Origin of the sequence: Alloacidobacterium dinghuense (genome assembly GCF_014274465.1) — a bacterium.
In the GTDB taxonomy this organism is placed as follows: Bacteria; Acidobacteriota; Terriglobia; order Terriglobales; family Acidobacteriaceae; genus Alloacidobacterium; species Alloacidobacterium dinghuense.
Map to the genome: position 1 here is coordinate 3226861 of NZ_CP060394.1, position 19413 is coordinate 3246273.

The following is a 19413-nucleotide window of genomic DNA, read 5'->3' on the forward strand; positions in this document are numbered from 1 at the left end:
AGGAGACGCGTGACTGGCGAAAAGGAATTCCAGGACAAGATCAGACAACTCGGCACACTGGTCGGTGAACTCGACCAGTCGCCGGGCGCAGGCTTGAAGGTTGCGGCACGGCAATTGGTTCAACTTCTCATGGAGATTCATGGGACTGGACTTGAGCGAATCATGGAGATTGTCTTTGAGTCAGGGCCGAAGGGTGAAGCCCTCATCGACAAGCTTGGACATGACCCTCTCGTACGTAACTTGCTGCTTCTTTATTCGCTGCATCCCGATAGCCTCGAAACCCGCGTTCTGAAAGGCCTGGATACTGCGTGTGTCCGTTTGCGAAAGTTCGACGCGCAAGTGGAACTGATCCGTATGCACGAAGGTGTGATTCAGGTTCGCCTGAACACATCTAGCCACGCGTGTGGTTCGACGACGAAGAACCTGCACGCAATCGTGGAGGAGTGCCTTTACGATCAAGCGCCGGATCTGACTTCCCTCTCCATAATCACGCCGGAAGATGAAGCTGCTTCAGGTTTCATCCCTGTTGAGAATCTGTTGAAGTCACCTGCCGCCCACGTGGCGACTCCAGCGGAGAGAGGCTGATCATGCCCGCTAGTACATCTGCGCCATTGGATCAGGCATTTTCTATGTTGCGCCAGTTCGCGCGCGTGCGGCGACCTATGGAGCGGTGCGAATTGTGCAGTCTGCCTTTGGCGCACGAGCATCCGCATCTGATCGAGCTTTCCTCGCGTCAGATTGTTTGTGCCTGCGACGCTTGTGCAACACTCTTCGATTCGATGACCGAAGGCAGATATCGTCGAGCGGCGCGGTGCGCTAAGCTTCTGACCGATTTCGAAATGACAGACGCGCAATGGAACAGCCTGTTGATTCCAATCAATATGGCATTTTTCTTTCGCTCAAGCATAGAAAACAGGATGGTCCCACTCTATCCCAGCCCCGCTGGCGCGGTCGAGTCCCTCTTGTCGCTGGAAGCATGGAACGAAATTGTTGAGAGGAACGCGATCCTGAGCCACTTGCGATCCGACATCGAAGCTTTGCTTGTCAATCGGATTGGACACGCGCAGGACTTGTCGAGCGCTGAGTACTATATTGCTCCGATCGACGATTGTTATCGGCTTGTCGGACTGATTCGCGCGAATTGGAAAGGATTGTCTGGAGGAGCGGAAGTCTGGATGGAGATCGGGCGCTTCTTCGCTGACCTGAAATCGCGGGCTGATGTTGTCGGTGGAGAAGCACATGCCTGATCTGAGCTTCAAGATTGAAGGGGCAGCCGCAGTCCCGTTCGCGATTGCACCCACGCTCGCGTTCAAGCTCCGTATCATGAACGCCGACCCCGCCGAGACCATTCATACCGTGGTTCTGCGATGCCAGATCCAGATCGACGTGACGCGACGCCGCTATCTCCCTGAAGAACAGGCGCGCATGCGCGATCTCTTCGGTGAACCTGAGCGCTGGAGCCAAACTCTACGCAGCCTTCTGTGGACCCACGTTAGTGTTGTGGTCCCTGCATTCCAGGGCAGCACTCCGGTCCTTCTCCCCATTCACTGCACCTTCGATTTCAACGTCGGTGTCACGAAGTACTTCGAAGGACTAACAAATGGTGAGATACCTCTGCTCCTCATGTTCAGCGGAACGGTCTTCTATGCCGACTCCGAGGGCCTATTACAGGTAACACCAATTCCATGGGATCAGGAAGCTCGTTTCAGCCTGGCTCTAAAAGTGTGGCGCGAGATGATGGATGCTTATTATCCCAAAACCGCGTGGTTGAATCTGCGCCGAGATGTGTTTGAGCGCCTCTATCAATACAAAACTCAGCGCGGCATTCCTACATGGGAACAGGCGCTCGAAAGTGTACTCCCGATAGAAGAAACGGTGCACTCATGAATCTCGACGAGGTAGAGAAAATCGCCGAGGCCGTTCTTTATGAGGGCTACATGCTCTACCCGTATCGCGCGTCCGCTGTAAAGAATCAGCAGCGGTGGAATTTCGGCGTGTTGTGCCCTCGGGCTTACAGCGAAGCGGAAAGCGGCGTTGAGGCCTGGAGGATGCAGACGGAATGTCTTCTGCAAACGCATGCTTCCACACAGGTGACAATCAAGGTTCGGTTTCTGCAGATCGTCGGTCGCTTGATTGGAGAGCTGGCACAGCCTCTCGATGAGCTTCCGCAGGATGACGAACCAGAATTCGAGATTGTCGACAGGCTAGTGGCTGGCGGTCTGACTTATATCTCATGGCAGGAGGTAATCGAACGTCAAGTAGCTGTGCATCCGATCCATCCTGCCTCTCTTTCGTCACGGGAACTAGTTTTATTTGAGTTCCCAGCCACGAGAAAGCTTGAATCAATACGCGACAGTGGTGGACTGATTGTGGGTGTCATCGTCCGTGAGTGGAGAGCTCTTTCTGGATCAGTGGAGATTGAAGCGAGGAATTGCGCAGACGGTGTGGCGAAAGTAACCGTGCGAATTTGCAATCTAACCCCGTGCAAACCACAACAAACACAGTCTCGCGCTGATGCGTTGATGTACTCGCTGGTTTCTGCGCATACGATTCTGGCTGCGGAAAACGGTCAATTTGTCTCGCTCTTTGATCCTCCCGAAAATCTACGAACTCTTGCCGCAGAATGCAACAACGTCGGAACCTGGCCGGTCCTTGTCGGGAACGAGAGCGAGAGGGACGGTTTATTGTCGTCGCCTATCATTCTCTATGACTACCCGCAGATCGCTCCCGAAAGCCAAGGATGTCTCTTCGATGGGACCGAGATCGACGAAATTCTGTCGCTGCGAATTCTGACGATGACAGACGAAGAGAAGCGCGAAATGCGGCAAATGGATGAACGCACCGCCAAAATCCTCGAACGTACTGAAAACATGCCGCCTGAACAATTCATGAAGTTGCACGGCGCATTGCGCGGATTGCATCCAGCAGCGGCAACAAGGCGGGAGGCGCAATGAACGAGTGGGAATGGCAGCTGCTCGAAGACAAGATGCTTGTCGATCATCTCGTCATTTCCGGTTCGGAAGTGAGAGCGGGCGATCGTGTTCGCCTTATTCCACACAAAGGCGGAGACGTGCTAGACATAGCTTTACATGGCCAGATTGCGACCATCGAAAGCATCGAGCAGGACTATGAAGGCAAATCGCACGTGTGCGTAGTCCTCGACGATGATCCTGGCCGCGATCTGGGATTGCTGCGACAACCCGGCCATCGATTTTTCTTCGATCCGTCTGAGGTTGAGCGGATTCCGCAAGATAAACCGCAACTCAAAGATGTGGTTCAAAAGCCCAGCATTCTGATCGCCGGAATCGGCAACATTTTTCTGGGAGACGACGGCTTCGGGGTCGAGGTGGCGCAACAGCTTGCTCAAGGCAATTTCCCTTCCTCGGTGAGAGTTGCCGATTTCGGAATACGCGGCTTCGATCTTGCCTATGCCCTGCAGGATGGATACGAGACGACGATCTTGATCGACGCCTTCCCTCATGGCCAGTCATCGGGAACTGTCGATGTGGTTGAGCCGGATCTGAACGCTCCCGACGCCTCACTCGCGCAAGTGAATTTCGTCGAGCCGCACGCCATGAATCCGGTGAACGTGATTCGCATGGCAACGGCAATGCATGGCTCTCTGAAACGAGTGCTTCTGGTTGGGTGCGAGCCTGCCACATTTGGTGGTGACGACGGAAAGATGGGCCTGAGTGATGCTGTTCAGGCCGCGGTACCAGAGGCCGTAAAGATTGTGGAGAAACTCGTACAGACAATTTTGGATGATCCGAAGGCAGCCAGTTAAGGATTTGCAAGTGAAAGGAGATATATTGTGGCTTTGGAACTATCCGAAACCAGTACCAACATCAACGGAAACAGCGGCGACAAGGACATGCTTTACATGCTCGCTGGCATGTCCCTGATACTGTTTGGCGCGGGATTGGTTCTTTCCAATCCCTTGATCCGCAGATATATGTCTGAACTCGGAGTGGGCAATCTGGCCCACGCGGCAATGCCAGACGTCGAACGATATTTAAAACTACGTGCGATGTGAGCAACGTTGACGGAGGAGCCCGCATGCGCGAAGTTTCGACAGAAGCTGCGAATCATCCCCACGTCGTTGCAGGGCTCTACACGATCGATAGCCGTGCCAGCCGGTTTACCGTGCGCGCCTTTGCTACAGGATTCCTGGCAAAGCTGGGCCACAGCCCGACCATCGGCATACACGATTTCAGCGGTGGAATGAGCTTTAACCCGGAAAAAGTCGAAGCGGGTTCTTTTTATCTCGTCATTAAGACCGCTTCATTGAGCGTACAGGATGACATCAGCGACAAAGATCGACGCGAAATCGAGCGGCTCATGCACAAAGAGGTTTTGGAAACGGAAAAGTTCCCGGAAATACGGTACGCCGCCGCCGTCATCGGTGTGACCAAGATGTCAGAAATGCTCTACTCCGCTTCCCTTAACGGCGACCTCACTCTGCACGGCATAACGCGCAGCCAGCCAATCACCTCGCGCGTCACGCTGCTAGGGAATATGCTACGTGCGTCTGGTGATTTCTCGTTGGACCAGACCGATTACGGCACAAACCTGGTTTCTGTTGCCGGAGGCGCCCTCAAGCTGAAAGATAGGCTAATGTTTTCTTTTGAAATTGTGGCTCGAAAGCAGGAATGAGAGGAACAGGCTGAATGTGCTTAGCAATTCCAGGCAGAATCGTCGGGCTCGTTCCCGGTGAGACGCATCTGGGCACAGTAGAGGTCGCTGGTGTGCGTCGCAAGGTGGATCTGGGGCTGTTGCTGGAAGAGATGCCCGTCGTCGGGGACTGGGTTCTGATCCACGTTGGATTCGCCATGACGAAAATCAGCGAGCAGGATGCACTGGAGCAGATGCACCTTCTCCAAATGCTCGGTGAAACAGAGCAGGCCATGCAAGAAGTACGCGGTTATGGATTTGAGGAGACTGGTGAGCAAAGCAGCGGAAATCCTCAGCCCAACTGAAAGAGTTTTCGCTGTAGAGACATGAAGATGCGATACGTTGACGAGTTTCGGGACCCTGAGTTGATCATTAAGGCCTCCGAGGAGATCTATCGCTTGGCCGATCCCGACAGACACTATCGCATTATGGAGGTCTGCGGTGGCCACACACATGCCATCTATCGTTTCGGGTTGAAAGATATCTTGCCCTCCAATATTGAATTGATTCACGGACCCGGTTGCCCAGTATGTGTTCTGCCGATGGGACGAATCGACGATGGTCTTACGGTCGCCACAAATTTCGACGTTATCTTCGCCGCCTTTGGCGACATGATGCGCGTTCCCGGAACACAGGGCAGCCCCTTCGAACACAAAGCACGCGGCACGGACGTACGCATAGTCTATTCCCCGGCAGATGCTCTCCAGATCGCAAGAAAGAACCCTGAGAAACATGTAATGTTCTTCGCGATCGGGTTCGAAACTACTGCGCCGTCAACGGCTCTTACGCTGATGCGCGCCAAGTCGGAAGGCATTACAAATTTCTCAGTCTTCTGCAATCACGTCACGATTGTTCCAGCAATCCGCGCGATTCTGGACTCTCCTGATATGCGCCTTGACGCTTTTATCGGTCCCGGGCACGTTTCGACAGTGATCGGTTGCCGTCCCTATGAATGGATTGCAAGAAGTGAAGGCAAACCGGTCGTCACATCCGGCTTCGAACCGTTGGATCTGTTGCAGTCGCTGGTTATGCTACTCCGCCAGCTTCGGGCAGGCGAAGCGCGAGTGGAGAACCAGTACAAACGCGTTGTTCCATGGGAAGGCAATCGTGCTGCGCTGAAGGCAATGGCTGAGATCTTTCAGCTGCGGCCATACTTTGAATGGCGGGGGCTTGGATTCATCTCGCAATCGGCCTTGAGGATCCGCGACGAATATGCCGAATGGGATGCTGAACAGCGCTTCCCCATCCCCGGTACTCGGGTCACCGATCCGAAAGCTGCGCAATGCGGAGAAGTGCTAAAGGGCGTGCTGAAGCCCGCGCAGTGCAAATTGTTTGGCAAGGAATGCACGCCGGAACACCCCATCGGCGCGCTGATGGTTTCTACAGAGGGCTCATGCGCAGCGTATTACAACTACGAACACCGCAAAGCGGCAATGGTGACCAGCATCAGTTCGGTGGCTTAAACGGAAAGCCCGCTGTCAAAACCGTAGCCGCCAGCGTTCGCTTTCGAGATCCGCAGATTGAGATGGCGCACGGAGCCGGCGGCAAAGCGAGCCGCAGGCTTATAGAGGGCCTGTTTGCACCACTTCTATTCAACAACACAGCCGCGCCTCTCGGTGACGCCGCACGCGTCGAAATAGACGGCTCAGCAGTCGCCATGACTACCGACAGCTTCGTGGTGAAACCGCTCAAATTTCCTGGCGGGTCTATCGGCGAACTCGCCGTGAATGGGACGATGAACGATCTCGCTGTTTCCGGGGCAAGAGGCCAGGCTATGCTCGTCACATTCGTTCTCGAGGAAGGATTGCCCACATCTGTTCTCAGTGACGAGGTGCACGCCATGGCGGCCGCTGCCGAACGGGCGGGAGTGACGATCGTCGGCGGAGATACGAAAGTGGTTGAGCGCGGCAAAGCTGACGGCATGTACATTACGACGACTGGCATTGGCAAATTCATGGCGCACGTCGTTATCGATCCGCAATCCGTGCGTCCCGGCGACAAGATCATTCTTTCCGGACCGATTGGTGATCATGGGATTACGATTCTTCTGGCGCGGGGTGAACTTGATCTTGAGGCAGATCTCTCTTCCGACACACGCTGCGTTCTTCCTCTGATAGAAACAATGGCGGAGGAAGCTGCGCCGGGAATTCGCTGGATGCGCGATCCTACTCGCGGAGGTGTTGCCACTTCTCTGAATGAGCTTGCGCGCGACTGCGGTCTTGGCATCGTCCTATCAGAAGAAGATATTCCGATGCGGAATGAGGTTCGCGGCGCCTGCGAATTGCTCGGGTTGGATGCGCTTCATGTAGCGAATGAGGGGCAGTTTCTGGCGGTGGTCGCGCCGGAATATACTGACGCCGCTGTGAACGCTTTGAGTCAGACAGCCGGAGGCGAGGACGCGTGTGTCATTGGCGAGGTGCGTAACGAACCATCCTGCGCCGTGCTGGTAACCACTCGATATGGTGGCAGCCGGATTGTAGATATGCTGGTCGGCGATCCCCTGCCGAGAATTTGTTAGGACAACGGCTATGCAGACGGCTTGCAAACTGGCGGCGCGGATCGAAGAACGGCTGCTCATGCGCAATCAGATTTTTGAGAAGTTCTTTTCACGGGAAGCAATGCCTCTCGCGGAAGCTTGTCGCGAGATGTCGGAGCGTTTCCTCCAGGGCGGGCGTTTGCTTGCATTTGGTCGAGGCCCTTACACAACGGATGCGCAGCATGTTTCAGTCGAATTCGTTCACCCGGTGATCGTAGGCAAGCGAGCTCTTCCCGCGCTTGATCTTTCCATGGCATTCCAGCCGTGGCTCGAAACAATTCTCCGACCCGAAGACATCGTGATGGGGTTTGGTCCTCCCGAAGGTGATCCCGAAGTTCTTGCTGCTTTGAGATCAGCGCACGCGCGAAAAGCAATGACACTCGCCCTTCCCGGAAATGAGGCCTCGTATGCACTCGAGCCGGTGACGCAGGATTCATTTATCCATCAGGAGCTGATCGAGATCTTCTATCACACACTTTGGGAGACAGTGCACGTATTCTTTGAGCACCGCCAACTCGGCCAGGACGTTGGCCAGGCGGCATTTCTCTACCCGTTTCTTGGACAGGAAAAACAGGAAACGACTGATGTCGTTGAAGAGGTCGCCACGTCGATTCAAATGAAGGTCCGCGACGATGCGGAACTACGAACCCATTTGGCAAAAGAACAGGCCGAGAAAATCGGCAATGCAGCAAGAACAATCCATGAGCGTTTGTCAAAAGGCGGGAAACTGATCCTCTTTGGCAATGGAGGATCGGCGACCGACGCGAATGATTGGGCACTCGACTGCGTAATCCCACCGCTTGGTTTTCGTCCGGTTCCGGCGATCTCGCTTTCGATGGAACCGGCTAACATCACTGCGCTCGCCAACGACGTAGGTACCGATGTGATCTTTCTGCGGCAGCTGATTGCACAAGCCGCGCCGCAGGATGTTGCAATCGGGATATCAACTAGCGGCGGATCTCGCAACATCGTGATGGCGCTTGAAGAAGCACGCAAGCGCGGGCTGTTAACGATTGCTCTTCTTGGCTATGACGGAGGGGAAATCTACCGCCGCGGCCTCGCCGACTTTCCCATTATTGTTCACAGCGATTACATCCCGCGTATCCAGGAGGTGCAGGCTTCCGCCTATCACGTCATCCGCGACACTCTGGAGGTGCTCGCTCATGGCGAAGCTTGAGCTTTACGGCAGCGCCAGCTGTCCCTACACCAAGGAATTGCGCGAATGGTTGGAGTGGACCCGTCGCGATTTTGTGGAATATGACATTGAGTCGGACGCGGACGCGAGAGAGCGCATGCGCTCTCTCGACAGATCCCTCCACACTGTTCCGGTGCTTGTCGAAGACGGCGAAGTGATTCAGGTTGGTTGGCGCGGCCATGGCTGCGTTGTGGGTTCGGGGTCGTGATGGCGACTGCCTGCTCGATTCGTGTACGCGGAGTGGTACAGGGCGTCGGCTTCCGCCCCTTTGTTTATCGACTAGCGCAGGCAAATGCGTTGAAGGGCTGGGTCCTCAATGGTGAGCGAGGAGTTGAGATTCATCTTGAGGGTACCGAGCAGGACATGGCCGCATTCGTTCGAGAAATGCGAGCACAGCCCCCGCCGGCGGCTGAACTTGCTGAGTTCGAAGTCGAACCTGCGTTATGCGAAGGCTTGACCGGATTCGCGATCCGGGAGAGCGAGCGGAAGGACAGGCCGACCGTTCGTGTTTCCCCTGATCTACCCGTGTGCGAGGAGTGTCTCACTGAACTCTTTGGTCAGTCCGATCGGCGCTACCACTATCCATATATCAATTGCACCAATTGCGGCCCTCGCTACAGCGTCATCATCGCATTGCCTTACGACCGGCCCAATACCACCATGCGGGGGTGGCCGATGGATAGCTACTGCAGCGATGAGTACCAGGATCCTGCGAACCGTCGATTTCACGCGCAACCTGTAGCGTGTCCTGCGTGCGGCCCGAATTATTTTCTTCTCGAAGGGTCGATGCCGATCACTGACGGTTCGGCAGCGATCACGCGCGCAGCACAGTTGCTCAACGAAGGCAAAATTGTCGCGATCAAGGGGCTTGGAGGCTATCACCTTGCCTCCGATGCGCGAAACCCAGAAGCAAGTATTGCACTCCGGGAACGAAAGTTCAGGAAAGAAAAACCATTCGCTGTGATGGCGCGGGACCTTGAAGTGGCGCGCAGTCTCATTCATATTTCTTCGGATACTGAAGCTCTGCTTATATCAAGTGCGCGCCCAATTGTTCTCGCCCCTCGGAGATTGGAGCTTGCCGGAGTCGCTCCTGAGAACGATGAGCTCGGAGTAATGCTGCCCTATACTCCGCTGCAACATCTTCTCTTCGCCGCAGGTGCTCCAGAAGCGCTGGTCATGACCAGTGCAAACCGTTCAAGCGAGCCCATTGCTTATGAAGATGACGATGCCCTCGATCGGCTTAGAGGAATCGCGGATGCTTTTCTTGTCGGAGAGCGACCTATCGCGCGACGGGTCGATGATTCCGTTGCTTGTGTCGGGCCGTTCGGCCCTGTGATTTTGCGACGAGCGCGTGGCTACGCACCGGGTGCAGTTGCTGTACTCCCGACAAAACGTCCGCTGCTCGCTCTAGGCGCGGACCTCAAGAATACGATCACTCTTGTCGTTGACGGACAAGCATTCGTAAGCCAGCACCTCGGCGATCTTGATCACTACCAGGCGTTCCGCGCCTTCGAAGAAACAGTGAAGGACCTCGTCTCGATGTATGACGTGCGATGGCATGATCTGTTGCTCGTGCACGATTGCCATCCTCAGTACGCATCGACCGCGCATGCTCTCTCTTTGCCGGTTATGAATCGGTTCGCCGTACAGCATCATCGCGCTCATGTTGCATCGGTTCTTGCTGAACGAGGCGAATGGGAGGAAACCGTTGTTGGTGTCAGCCTCGATGGCACAGGATACGGAGACGACGGAATGATATGGGGCGGAGAAATATTCGTTGGCAGCCTGCAGCGAGGTTTCCAGCGCGTCGCGCATCTTCGTCAAGCATCTTTGCCCGGTGGAGATGCGGCGGCTCAATATCCGATGCAGGCCGCAGCCGGCTTTCTTTCACAGCTTGACGATCTTCCAGACCTGACTGCGCCTCCGTTTGGATTCAACTCACGCTATCAGAGCGCTGTACAACTCGTGCGCCGCGGCGTGCGCGCTTTCCCCACGACGTCGACCGGCCGACTCTTCGATACCGTGGCAGCCTTGCTCGGTTTCGTAAGAGAAATCACCTTTGAAGGGCAGGCCGCAATTTGGCTCGAGCAGTTGGCGCGAAACCTGCCGCCTGCGGATAATTATCCTTTTCCGTTCGCCGAGAACGAGCTCGACTTCCGCCCGCTGCTTACTGCTGTCATCCGCGACCGTCTTCGCGGACGCCCGATAAAGGAGATTGCTCGATCATTTCAACTCGGCTTTGCTCAGGGTCTATGGACATCCATTAGGACAATCTGTGAGGAACGAGATATTCGCACCGTCGTCCTGTCGGGAGGCGTTTTCCAGAATAGTTTGCTACTCGAGGATCTGAAGCCGCTGTTTGATGTGGGAAAGATTCGAGCTTGGACCAACCATGCGGTCCCGTCGAATGACGGTGGAATCAGTCTTGGGCAGGCTGCAATCGCTGTATTCCAACAAAACGCCAACGACGGAGAGTGTTATGCATGAGCTCTCCATCGCAATGAGCATTGCAGACATGGCGCTTGAAGAGGCCAAATTTCGCCAGGTCACAATTGACGCCGTTCATCTGGATCTTGGCCCACTGTCCGGCGTTGTCGCAGAGGCATTGCTTTTTTCCTATCAGATCGCGTGCAACGGTACCCCGCTAGAAGGGTCGAGGCTGGTAATACGCGAGGTTCCGATCGAAGTATATTGCCCAGCTTGCAAAACACGGAAGACATTGACATCCATGCAGTGGTTCTACTGTCCCACGTGCGGCGTGCCAGCTTCAGAGGTGATTCACGGAAAAGAATTGATGATAACGGGCCTGGAGGTACGAGATGAACGCCGAACCACGCTTGCTGGAAGTGCGTAAAAATGTCCTGAAGCAAAACGACCAGATTGCTCGAGTGCTGCGTGATCGTTTTCGCAATGACGGGATATTTGTTGTCAGTCTCGTTTCCAGCCCAGGCGCAGGCAAGACTGCGTTTCTGGAAAAAATGCTTACTTTCCTGCGCTGCAAATATCGCGTAGCCGCGCTGGTAGGCGACCTCGCCACAGAGAACGACGCTGTACGGCTGGCACGTAGCCTGGCTCCGGTGAGACAGATAAACACAGGGACCCTATGTCACCTGGAAGCAGCGATGGTCGAAAGGGCTCTCAACGGTTGGGAAATTGGCCCTCTCGATTTTCTTTTCATCGAGAACGTTGGAAATTTAGTTTGTCCATCTTCATATGACTTGGGGGAGAATCTGCGCCTCGTCCTGCTCTCCGTCACCGAAGGCGAGGATAAACCGTTAAAGTATCCAACCATCTTCAACAGCGCTGATGTTGCAATAATCACTAAAATAGATTTGGCTCGAGCCGTTGAATTCGACGAGGCCGGGCTCAGGGCCAATATTCAGGCCGTCCGTCCGGGAATGCACTGCTATTCTGTCTCAGCAAAAACCAATTTCGGATTGCAAGAAGTTCTGCAATTTTTCGTGGACCGGCGCAGCGAATTTCCACAACTAGATCCAGCTTTGAGAAGCGGGCTTTAAAATCGGAACCGACGCTTCTGATTAACACGTGTTAATGGCTCCGCTCCTCTCCTATGTTGTCATCAGTGATCAGACGAGTGCCTTTGAATCGTTCGAGCATACTCTGGCGAGATACAAAAAGGTGCGGCTCTTTCTCATCCATGTTCAGAACCTCGTTGACTCGCATCTTCTGTTTGGGATCAGAAAGAGTGAAGACGGGACGGCCGTCACTTCGGTAGCTAGTCAGCACGTTTTGCCAGCGCAGTTTGTCAAGCATGATGGGGCTGTCGCTGGCTGCAATAAAGTTCGCTACGCGCAGAGCATACGGGAATACAGCCATAGCAGTGGTCTGCGCTGCGTCAGACCAAGTGGTGTTGTAATAGCAAACTCCACCCTGGCTGAGACTAGAGCGGACGATCTGTAGAAAATCCATCGACAAGAGGTTTGAGGCATTAGCGCGCCAGTAGTAAGTGGTATTCATCAAGATAAGGCCTGGCGCACGGCAAGAGCAGAAGTCTCCCCACAAGCGAAAGCCCAATGCGAAAAGAGAGATTTGCCCCGAAGTTTTCGCAATTTTTCCGAGATATTGAAAGGACGAGGAACATAGCGTTGGGCGAAACTCAGGCTTGTACTGATGTGGAGGGACAGGAGAATGAGTGATCACGTGGATATAGCACCATCGAATCAGCAAATATCCAGGAGGAGCTTTATGGGAGTTGGGTCCGCCGCACTGGCGGCTGCCGCATTTTCGGCTAATGCAGAGGAGCAGACAGGAGAGTCCGACGCTGCCTGGGCGAATATCCTCAGAGGCAAGGTAGCGGTCGCGACAGGCGCTGCGCGAGGCATCGGAAGAGCTGCGGCAATCGGCCTGGCGCGAAGCGGAGCCACCATTGCAGGAATCGATATCTGTGCAACGGTCGATCCCCGGTCAGGCGTGACGCCAGCAACCAGGGAAGATCTCGATGAGACCGGCCGCCTCGTCCAGGCAGCAGGCGGAAAGTGGGAAGGCTTCGTGGTTGATCAACGCAATCTGCCGGCACTTCGTGCGACCGCGGCAAAGATCGAGCAATATTTCGGGAGAATCGACATCCTGTTCGCAAATGCCGGGATTCAAGCCTTCAGGCCGTTGCTCGAAATGGAAGACCCCGATTGGCATATTCAGATTGATGTAAACCTAAGCGGGACGGCAAACGCAATCCGTGCTTTTGCGCCCGCGATGGTGAGGCAAGGAACTGGCCGCATTATTCTCACTACCTCCACGCAGGGGCGACACGGAACGATGTACGGAGCAGCGTATTCAGCTTCTAAGTGGGGCATCATCGGGTTAATGAAGTCGGCTGCGCTGGAACTCGGCAAATACAAGATCACAGTGAACGCGCTCGTGCCTGGACTGATTGACACGCCTTTGACTAGGCATGAAGAACGCTTTGCGCAAGTACTCGAAATTGCCGGCAGAGTGCCAACCAACGACCTGCAGAAAGACGAAGAAGCCGCGAAGAAGATACTCGAAACGCGATCACCGCTCCGAGTGCCTTGGATCGATCCCGCAGATTTGGCGCCTGTCGTCGTATTCCTCGCGTCCGATGCCTCACGGATGGTCTCCGGCGCTACGTATGATGTCACGGGTGGCGACAGCGCAAACAATGCCGCATAAATAATGTCAAACGCGGACGACTGAATCAATGCCGCAGGAATTTGGCGCGCCTGAGCAATAGGCGCGTTCTGAAGCAGATACAACGAAGCAAGGAGCACATATATGGCTAGCAATCACGGTGTCGTTTACCTCGGTCCGAATCGTGTCGAAGTGCAATCCATCGACTACCCGAAATTCGAAAATCCAGCGGGAAAAAAGATTGAACATGCAGTGATCCTGAAGGTCGTATCAACCAATATCTGCGGCTCGGACCAGCACATGGTGCGTGGTCGCACGACTGCACCCAAAGGGCTTGTGCTTGGTCACGAAATCACTGGTGAGGTGGTCGAAAAAGGCAAAGACGTCGAGTATCTCGAGATTGGCGACCTGGTGACCGTCCCCTTCAATGTAGCTTGTGGCCGCTGCCGGACATGTAGAGAAGAACAAACCGGAGTCTGCCTCAATGTCAATCCAAGCCGAGCTGGCGGCGCGTATGGTTATGTCGATATGGGCGGCTGGGTCGGCGGACAGGCAGAATATGTCATGGTTCCTTATGCGGATTTCAATTTGATCAAGTTCCCTGACAAGGCGCAGGCTCTTGAAAAGATCCGCGATCTGACCATGCTTTCCGATATTCTCCCTACTGGCTTTCACGGTGCGGTCACTGCGGGTGTCGGAGTTGGTTCTACCGTATATATCGCGGGAGCAGGTCCCGTTGGATTAGCAGCTGCGGCTTCTGCCCAAATCCTCGGCGCCGCAGCAGTATTGATCGGAGATATGAATCAGGAACGCCTCGCGCATGCGAAGTCGGTTGGTTTCGAGCCGATCGATCTCAGCAAGAATGCTAAGCTGGAGGACTTGATTGAAGACGTGTTGGGAGTACCCGAAGTCGATGCCTCAATCGATGCTGTCGGTTTTGAGGCAAAGGGACATGGAGCACAACACACGGTTGAAGCCCCGGCCATAGTGCTCAATTCACTAATGTCGATCACGCGCGCCGCAGGCGGTATTGGTATTCCTGGGCTTTATGTCACCGAAGACCCGGGCTCCAAAGATCAGGCGGCACAAAATGGCTCCCTGAGCATGCGATTCGGTTTGGGATGGGCAAAGTCTCATCGCTTCTACACCGGACAGACACCCGTACTCAAGTACAACCGCGCTCTCATGCAGGCGATTCTCTACGATCGGCTGCCGATTGCGAAAATCGTCAACGCTACGGTCATTTCCTTGAACGATGCGCCACAAGGTTACAAGGACTTCGATTCAGGGGTAGCGAAGAAGTTCATCCTCGATCCGCACGGATTGCTCAAGAAAACTGCCTGATCTCAGGTAAGGTACAAACTGCCAGAGAGCAAATAGAACAAGGCAGAGCCACTTCGTGAAGTGGTTCTGCATCTGGACGAAACATTCGCAAGTCGGACACTAAACTCCGCAAGTACGCAGGCTAGCAACCGAACGTTTCTCGGGACAACAACCATGCAAAATATAACTCGCAGATCATTTGTATCGACCGCGACTGCTGGCATCGCAGCGCTCGGTGCATTTGGAAGCATCTCCAGAGAAGCTGAGGCACAACTCGTATGGAAAGCTGAAGACTGGAAGCTTGCCGAGTTTGAAAAGCTGGTGAAAGATCCAGCCCGCATTAAACAGATGTTTGATGTCATCCAGATCGGCGATGGGAAGTTTCTGAACAATGTTAAGAATTCGCTCAACGGCCTGCGCTTTGGTTTCAATATTCCAGAACATCAAATCAAAATCGTTGCCGCACTGCATGGTCCTGCGAACATGCTCAACTATGACGATTTCATCTGGGAAAAGTATGAAATCGGCGCGTGGTTGAAGGTGACCGATCCGGTAACGGACAAACCCGCGATAAGAAACCCCTTCTACAAAACTACTCTGAATACCAAAAACGATGCCCCAAGCAGTGTGAATGATAAGAACTCCCTTTATCAGGACACGAGCATCGAGACCCTGCAATCTAGGGGGGTACAGTTCCTCAGTTGCCATACTGCATTGGAAGAACAGGCGCGCGTCTTGACGAAACGAAACAACTGGTCAAAGGATCCGGAGGAGATCGTTCATGAGATACTGGCGCATACCGTTCCAGGGGTTCTTGTTGTTGCATCGATGGGCTCCGCCATTGCCCTGTTGCAGGCCGAAGGCAAGTACACCTATATCACGTTATAAAGCAGTGTAAGCTTCGCGACGAAGCAGTTTCGGAAATCGCTGTTCCCTCTCTCGGCGATCGCAGGTACAACCATCTCATCCACACTATGCCGCGTCTTCACTTCGCCCGGGCAAAGTTACTAGATGGGTTAAATGTCTTGAAGATGGACTCTATACCCGGCGTAGTGGTTTGAAGATCTACAGCTCCAGAATCAGCATCTGGTCGCCAAGGTTGTTTCCTTCCATCGAACTGCTTGTCAACAACAAACCTCGATCATCCACCACAGGTTCACCTGCAGGTTCTTTTCATCGTAAGTGGCGAGGCCACCCCGGCTGAATTTTAGGATCGCAATTTCGAGCAAAAGACAAGGCTGAAAAGAGAAAGCGCGATATAGAACGTGCGATGCACTGAAAGGGATCTGAAGCAAAAGTCACTGACCCAAGGATTCGGAACTCCATCGAAGCTGAGAATGTTCGTAGGAACAGCTACTGGACTCCAAAGCATTTCGCGGTTGCAATGATAGGGATAGTACTCGTGAGACGAGGAATGAAGTGGAATTAAAGCATTTGAAATCGTTCGTTTCCGTAGCATCTCAGTTAAGCTTTGTGCGCGCTGCAAACCAGCTTCATATCTCGCAACCTTCTCTGAGTGGTCAGGTCCAGAAACTTGAAGAGGAGCTCGGTGCGGGAAATAGCTCGCCTCTTGTCAATCACTTCGTCTCCGTCGCGCGTAATCTTTGCAAGAAGATTTGAAGCCGCCATACATCAGTGCAATGTCGACTCGTCGATAAAGATCTAGTAATAAGAAATGCTAATTACTGAATACACATAATACGATGAAGCTAATTACTGCTCGGCCCTATCCATTCATTCAGATAGAGCATGAGAGTGCGATAGCCTCGATCAGCACTTCACCATTGGAACAGCCAGGGAGAAAGAGCAATGAACGACCAGAATGATAAGAGACCGTTTGCCGACGGGGTATCTCGGCGCAGTTTCGTGAGTGTCGGATCAGCTGCGCTGGCAACCGCTGCGCTATCAGGTTTGGCAGCGAACGCCCAGCAGCGCGAGGACACAACCCGAGCAGAGGGCGATCACTCGTCAAGCGATCCGGGCCCCGAAAACAAGCTTTTGCTCGGGCTCAACCCTAACAGCAACACGCCTCCACCCACCGACCACGGCGATATTGGGCCGATCTGGTATTCCTTTGATCTCGCGCGCAAGCGTGTAGAAGAGGGCGGCTGGACCCATCAGGTAACACAGCGAGAGCTTCCGCCCTCCAGAGACCTTGCTGGTGTGAATATGCGGCTTACATCCGGAAGTTTCCGCGAGTTGCACTGGCATACTGCTGACGAGTGGGCCATCATGGAGTATGGGAACGCTCGCGTCACGGTGATGAACCCCGATGGAACCATGTTCATCGATGATGTAAGTGAAGGGGACCTTTGGTTCTTCCCGGCAGGCTACCCCCATTCCATTCAGGGACTCGGACCCGACGGGTGCCAGTTTCTATTGGTATTTGATCAAGGCATGTTTTCGGAAGACAATACCTTTCTAATCTCTGAGTTCGTTGCGCATGTTCCACCAGAGGTTCTGAAAAAGAATTCCCGCCTTTCATCGAGTGATATCGCGAAGCTCCCCAAGGAACAGCTTTATATCTTCTCTGCGAGCCTGCCCCGTTCTCTCGCTGCCGACCGGGCAGCCATTGGAGGAAGCAGCATCGCTGCGCCTCAGCAGTACACCTTCAAGATGGGATCGATGCCGCCGACCGTGCAGAGTGCTGGCGGTGAGGTCCGCATTGTGGACTCGAGCAACTTCCCAGTCAGCACCAGTGTCGCGGCTGCCCTGGTCAAATTAAAGCCCGGAGCAATGCGCGAGTTGCACTGGCATCCCAACGCGGCGGAGTGGCAGTTCTGGCTCGCAGGCAAAGCTCGCATGACGATCGTGATGCCTGAAGGACGAGCGCGGACAATGGACTTCAACGCAAACGATGTTGGTTATGTTCCCCCTGTCGCAGGCCACTACATCGAGAACATTGGCAACACAGATGTTGTCTTTCTCGAAATGTTCAAGTCGCCGCACTTCGTGGACTTCTCATTGAACAACTGGATCGGTCGTATGCCTCCGGAAATGGCGGCCGCTCACTTGAATCTCGATGAGTCGGCTCTTAAGAAGATTCCTAGGGAGAAGCAGCCCATCATCGCCGGGTAATCCCTCTCGCATTCTCTACCTGGAATGCAACAAGAGGTGTCGACCCGCCGTCGGCACTCACGAATATTCGTGAATTTCCGAATATTCATGTGCGCCGCGGGGCCGGTAAGCGATTGATACTGCAGCACAATCCTTTTGGCCCCTCGCTTGCACTTTACGATGGCAAGATTTCGCCTCGGCCGATCAGAACACCGCAGGCCTAATTTGAGGCGGACTCGTTGCCAATGTCATGTGGAAGATTCAGACCATTTCTGAGAGCCAGGCTGCTGTGACGTTTTCCTCAGCGGCAGGCTCCGCGTCGAGCCGGGTGGATGGGTTGCGGGCCCTGCTGGATGCAGAAACGCGGAAGATCACCTTCGACATGAAAGGTGGATTCGAGTTGGCGAATTGTCCGCCCTATATCGAAGCGGGGATTGCGAAGGCACGTGCCTCACGATCCAGGAACAAACCTTCAATACGCAACAAATAGGAGACTGCAGAGATGGGCACACCTACTTTATCGGATCCAGTTTGGCCGGCGAATGCATTGGAGCTGTCAAGGCTACTGAGGAGCAAATCAAACGTGAATGTCAGCGGAGGATGCTATGCGTTCTGAACTCGTCTTTGGTGCAATGGCACACATTTCCAACCAATTTCTGCTTACGAAGCTGGCCGCGAAGGCAACTCGCAAATTGCATCGACCCAATACTCGCATCCAGGAGACGATGAACGCCGTACTTGTACGCTTCAGTCGTGCGAACCCCGTGGCCGGAGAACAACCTGCCACCCGGTTGCAGGTGGTTTCTTCCGTTGCCGAAGTCCCGTCAAACGGCACGCATTTAAAGCAGTCCGTTGCTTGAACTGAGCCACAGTCATGGCTCTGCTTTCTCGCAACCTTCCTGATTCAAAGCACTCGGCTCACTTGACAGAGAGTCAGGCGCGAAAGAGGTAAATATGCTCACGACATCGCACTTTGTTGACCAAAGCGTTGCACCATACGCAACCGTAACTGACTTCTGCAAGATCTTCACAGACGAGATGTCCAGTCTGTACCTGCTCTCGCTCTTGCTAACCGGCGACAATGACAAAGCTGAACTATGTTTTCTCCGCGCATTGGAAGAGTGCGTAGACGAGGGCGGTGTCTTGAGAGAGTGTACGCGGTCATGGGCGCGGCGGGTGATCATCAGGCATGCAATCCAACTGGTCATGCCGATTCCAGGACCCACGAACAGCTTTTCATTCATCGGCGTCGAAGGAATTGCAAAGCCAGGAGAGGACAGTCATTTTGGCGCAATTCGCGCACTCGGCGTATTCGAGCGTTTTGTCTACGTTATGACGATCCTCGAAGGCTGGCCCGAGCAGGAGTGCGCGCTTCGTCTTAGATGCGCGCGCCACGATGTCATGATGGCTCGCGTGCTTGCGCTCAACTGTGTCGCAAGTGCCGATGCTGGTTTTGCTGTTTCATAATGACCAACACCGTAATGCACAGTGCATTACTTAACCGCGGAGCACTTTGACGGTC

The 19413-nt window shown here is 54.1% G+C and carries 24 protein-coding genes; 23 read left to right on the top strand and 1 reads right to left on the bottom strand.

Translation table 11 applies throughout. The features are described from left to right. Window positions 1-9 precede the first annotated feature (9 nt). The 15 genes from H7849_RS13225 to hypB are packed head-to-tail and all read left to right on the top strand — an operon-like array spanning window position 10 to window position 11920. On the top strand, window positions 10-585 hold the full coding sequence (locus tag H7849_RS13225; RefSeq protein WP_186739817.1) for a NifU-related iron-sulfur-binding protein: 576 nt from the start codon (window positions 10-12) through the stop codon (window positions 583-585). A gap of 2 nt (window positions 586-587) precedes the next feature. Then, the gene (locus tag H7849_RS13230) at window positions 588-1247 is read left to right on the top strand and encodes a DUF5947 family protein (protein WP_186739819.1); all 660 of its coding nucleotides are present in this window, start codon (window positions 588-590) and stop codon (window positions 1245-1247) included. Beyond that, entirely contained in the window at window positions 1240-1887 is a 648-nt protein-coding gene (locus H7849_RS13235; RefSeq protein WP_186739821.1) for a DUF6084 family protein, read from the top strand. Before H7849_RS13230 ends, H7849_RS13235 begins: the two co-directional genes overlap by 8 nt. Further along, window positions 1884-2954, top strand: coding sequence for a hypothetical protein (locus H7849_RS13240; RefSeq protein WP_186739822.1), 1071 nt, complete (start codon window positions 1884-1886; stop codon window positions 2952-2954). The genes H7849_RS13235 and H7849_RS13240 overlap by 4 nt, the downstream gene beginning before the upstream one ends. Further along, window positions 2951-3784, top strand: coding sequence for a hydrogenase maturation protease (locus H7849_RS26460; RefSeq protein WP_222439641.1), 834 nt, complete (start codon window positions 2951-2953; stop codon window positions 3782-3784). The genes H7849_RS13240 and H7849_RS26460 overlap by 4 nt, the downstream gene beginning before the upstream one ends. Window positions 3785-3811: 27 nt before the next feature. Next, the gene (locus H7849_RS13250; RefSeq protein ID WP_186739824.1) at window positions 3812-4033 is read left to right on the top strand and encodes a hypothetical protein; all 222 of its coding nucleotides are present in this window, start codon (window positions 3812-3814) and stop codon (window positions 4031-4033) included. Between the two features lie 23 nt (window positions 4034-4056). Next, complete coding sequence (locus H7849_RS13255; protein WP_186739826.1) at window positions 4057-4653, top strand: YceI family protein; 597 nt, start codon at window positions 4057-4059, stop codon at window positions 4651-4653. 14 nt (window positions 4654-4667) lie between these two features. Beyond that, the gene (locus H7849_RS13260) at window positions 4668-4976 is read left to right on the top strand and encodes a HypC/HybG/HupF family hydrogenase formation chaperone (RefSeq protein WP_186739828.1); all 309 of its coding nucleotides are present in this window, start codon (window positions 4668-4670) and stop codon (window positions 4974-4976) included. A gap of 27 nt (window positions 4977-5003) precedes the next feature. Then, complete coding sequence (gene hypD / locus H7849_RS13265) at window positions 5004-6134, top strand: hydrogenase formation protein HypD (RefSeq protein WP_186739830.1); 1131 nt, start codon at window positions 5004-5006, stop codon at window positions 6132-6134. Then, on the top strand, window positions 6065-7189 hold the full coding sequence (gene hypE / locus H7849_RS13270) for a hydrogenase expression/formation protein HypE (RefSeq protein ID WP_186739832.1): 1125 nt from the start codon (window positions 6065-6067) through the stop codon (window positions 7187-7189). Before hypD ends, hypE begins: the two co-directional genes overlap by 70 nt. A 10-nt stretch (window positions 7190-7199) precedes the next feature. Continuing rightward, a complete protein-coding gene (locus tag H7849_RS13275) occupies window positions 7200-8384 on the top strand; it encodes an SIS domain-containing protein (RefSeq protein ID WP_186739834.1) in 1185 nt (394 codons plus the stop codon). Next, window positions 8371-8610 (top strand): glutaredoxin domain-containing protein, encoded by a 240-nt coding sequence (locus H7849_RS13280; RefSeq protein ID WP_186739836.1) that lies wholly within the window; start codon window positions 8371-8373, stop codon window positions 8608-8610. Before H7849_RS13275 ends, H7849_RS13280 begins: the two co-directional genes overlap by 14 nt. After that, a complete protein-coding gene (hypF, locus tag H7849_RS13285; RefSeq protein WP_186739838.1) occupies window positions 8610-10889 on the top strand; it encodes a carbamoyltransferase HypF in 2280 nt (759 codons plus the stop codon). Before H7849_RS13280 ends, hypF begins: the two co-directional genes overlap by 1 nt. Window positions 10890-10917: 28 nt before the next feature. Further along, window positions 10918-11256, top strand: a complete 339-nt coding sequence (locus tag H7849_RS13290; protein ID WP_251106814.1) for a hydrogenase maturation nickel metallochaperone HypA/HybF — start codon at window positions 10918-10920, stop codon at window positions 11254-11256. Then, window positions 11222-11920 carry a hydrogenase nickel incorporation protein HypB gene (hypB, locus tag H7849_RS13295; RefSeq protein WP_186739841.1) on the top strand — a complete coding sequence of 233 codons (699 nt, stop codon included), beginning with the start codon at window positions 11222-11224 and terminating at the stop codon, window positions 11918-11920. Before H7849_RS13290 ends, hypB begins: the two co-directional genes overlap by 35 nt. A gap of 31 nt (window positions 11921-11951) precedes the next feature. Here hypB and H7849_RS13300 read toward each other — a convergent pair whose 3' ends face one another. Continuing rightward, a complete protein-coding gene (locus tag H7849_RS13300; protein ID WP_186739843.1) occupies window positions 11952-12380 on the bottom strand; it encodes a hypothetical protein in 429 nt (142 codons plus the stop codon). Window positions 12381-12608: 228 nt separating this feature from the next. On the opposite strand from H7849_RS13300, the gene H7849_RS13305 reads away from it, so the two are divergent. The 8 genes from H7849_RS13305 to H7849_RS13340 all read left to right on the top strand — a co-directional run bounded on the left by H7849_RS13305 (window position 12609) and on the right by H7849_RS13340 (window position 19358). Then, window positions 12609-13553 carry an SDR family NAD(P)-dependent oxidoreductase gene (locus H7849_RS13305; RefSeq protein ID WP_186739845.1) on the top strand — a complete coding sequence of 315 codons (945 nt, stop codon included), beginning with the start codon at window positions 12609-12611 and terminating at the stop codon, window positions 13551-13553. A 102-nt stretch (window positions 13554-13655) separates the two neighbouring features. Continuing rightward, window positions 13656-14855 carry a formaldehyde dehydrogenase, glutathione-independent gene (fdhA, locus tag H7849_RS13310; protein WP_186739846.1) on the top strand — a complete coding sequence of 400 codons (1200 nt, stop codon included), beginning with the start codon at window positions 13656-13658 and terminating at the stop codon, window positions 14853-14855. 60 nt (window positions 14856-14915) lie between these two features. Further along, on the top strand, window positions 14916-15722 hold the full coding sequence (locus tag H7849_RS13315; protein ID WP_186739848.1) for a hypothetical protein: 807 nt from the start codon (window positions 14916-14918) through the stop codon (window positions 15720-15722). Window positions 15723-16253: 531 nt separating this feature from the next. Beyond that, the gene (locus H7849_RS13320) at window positions 16254-16454 is read left to right on the top strand and encodes a LysR family transcriptional regulator (RefSeq protein ID WP_186739850.1); all 201 of its coding nucleotides are present in this window, start codon (window positions 16254-16256) and stop codon (window positions 16452-16454) included. A gap of 189 nt (window positions 16455-16643) precedes the next feature. After that, complete coding sequence (locus H7849_RS13325; RefSeq protein WP_186739852.1) at window positions 16644-17912, top strand: cupin domain-containing protein; 1269 nt, start codon at window positions 16644-16646, stop codon at window positions 17910-17912. Window positions 17913-18141: 229 nt separating this feature from the next. Then, complete coding sequence (locus H7849_RS13330; protein ID WP_186739854.1) at window positions 18142-18381, top strand: hypothetical protein; 240 nt, start codon at window positions 18142-18144, stop codon at window positions 18379-18381. Between the two features lie 115 nt (window positions 18382-18496). Further along, window positions 18497-18751: a DNA-directed RNA polymerase subunit omega gene (locus H7849_RS13335; protein ID WP_186739856.1), complete on the top strand. Its 255-nt coding sequence runs from the start codon at window positions 18497-18499 to the stop codon at window positions 18749-18751. A gap of 94 nt (window positions 18752-18845) precedes the next feature. Next, window positions 18846-19358 carry a hypothetical protein gene (locus H7849_RS13340; protein ID WP_186739858.1) on the top strand — a complete coding sequence of 171 codons (513 nt, stop codon included), beginning with the start codon at window positions 18846-18848 and terminating at the stop codon, window positions 19356-19358. Window positions 19359-19413 lie beyond the last annotated feature (55 nt).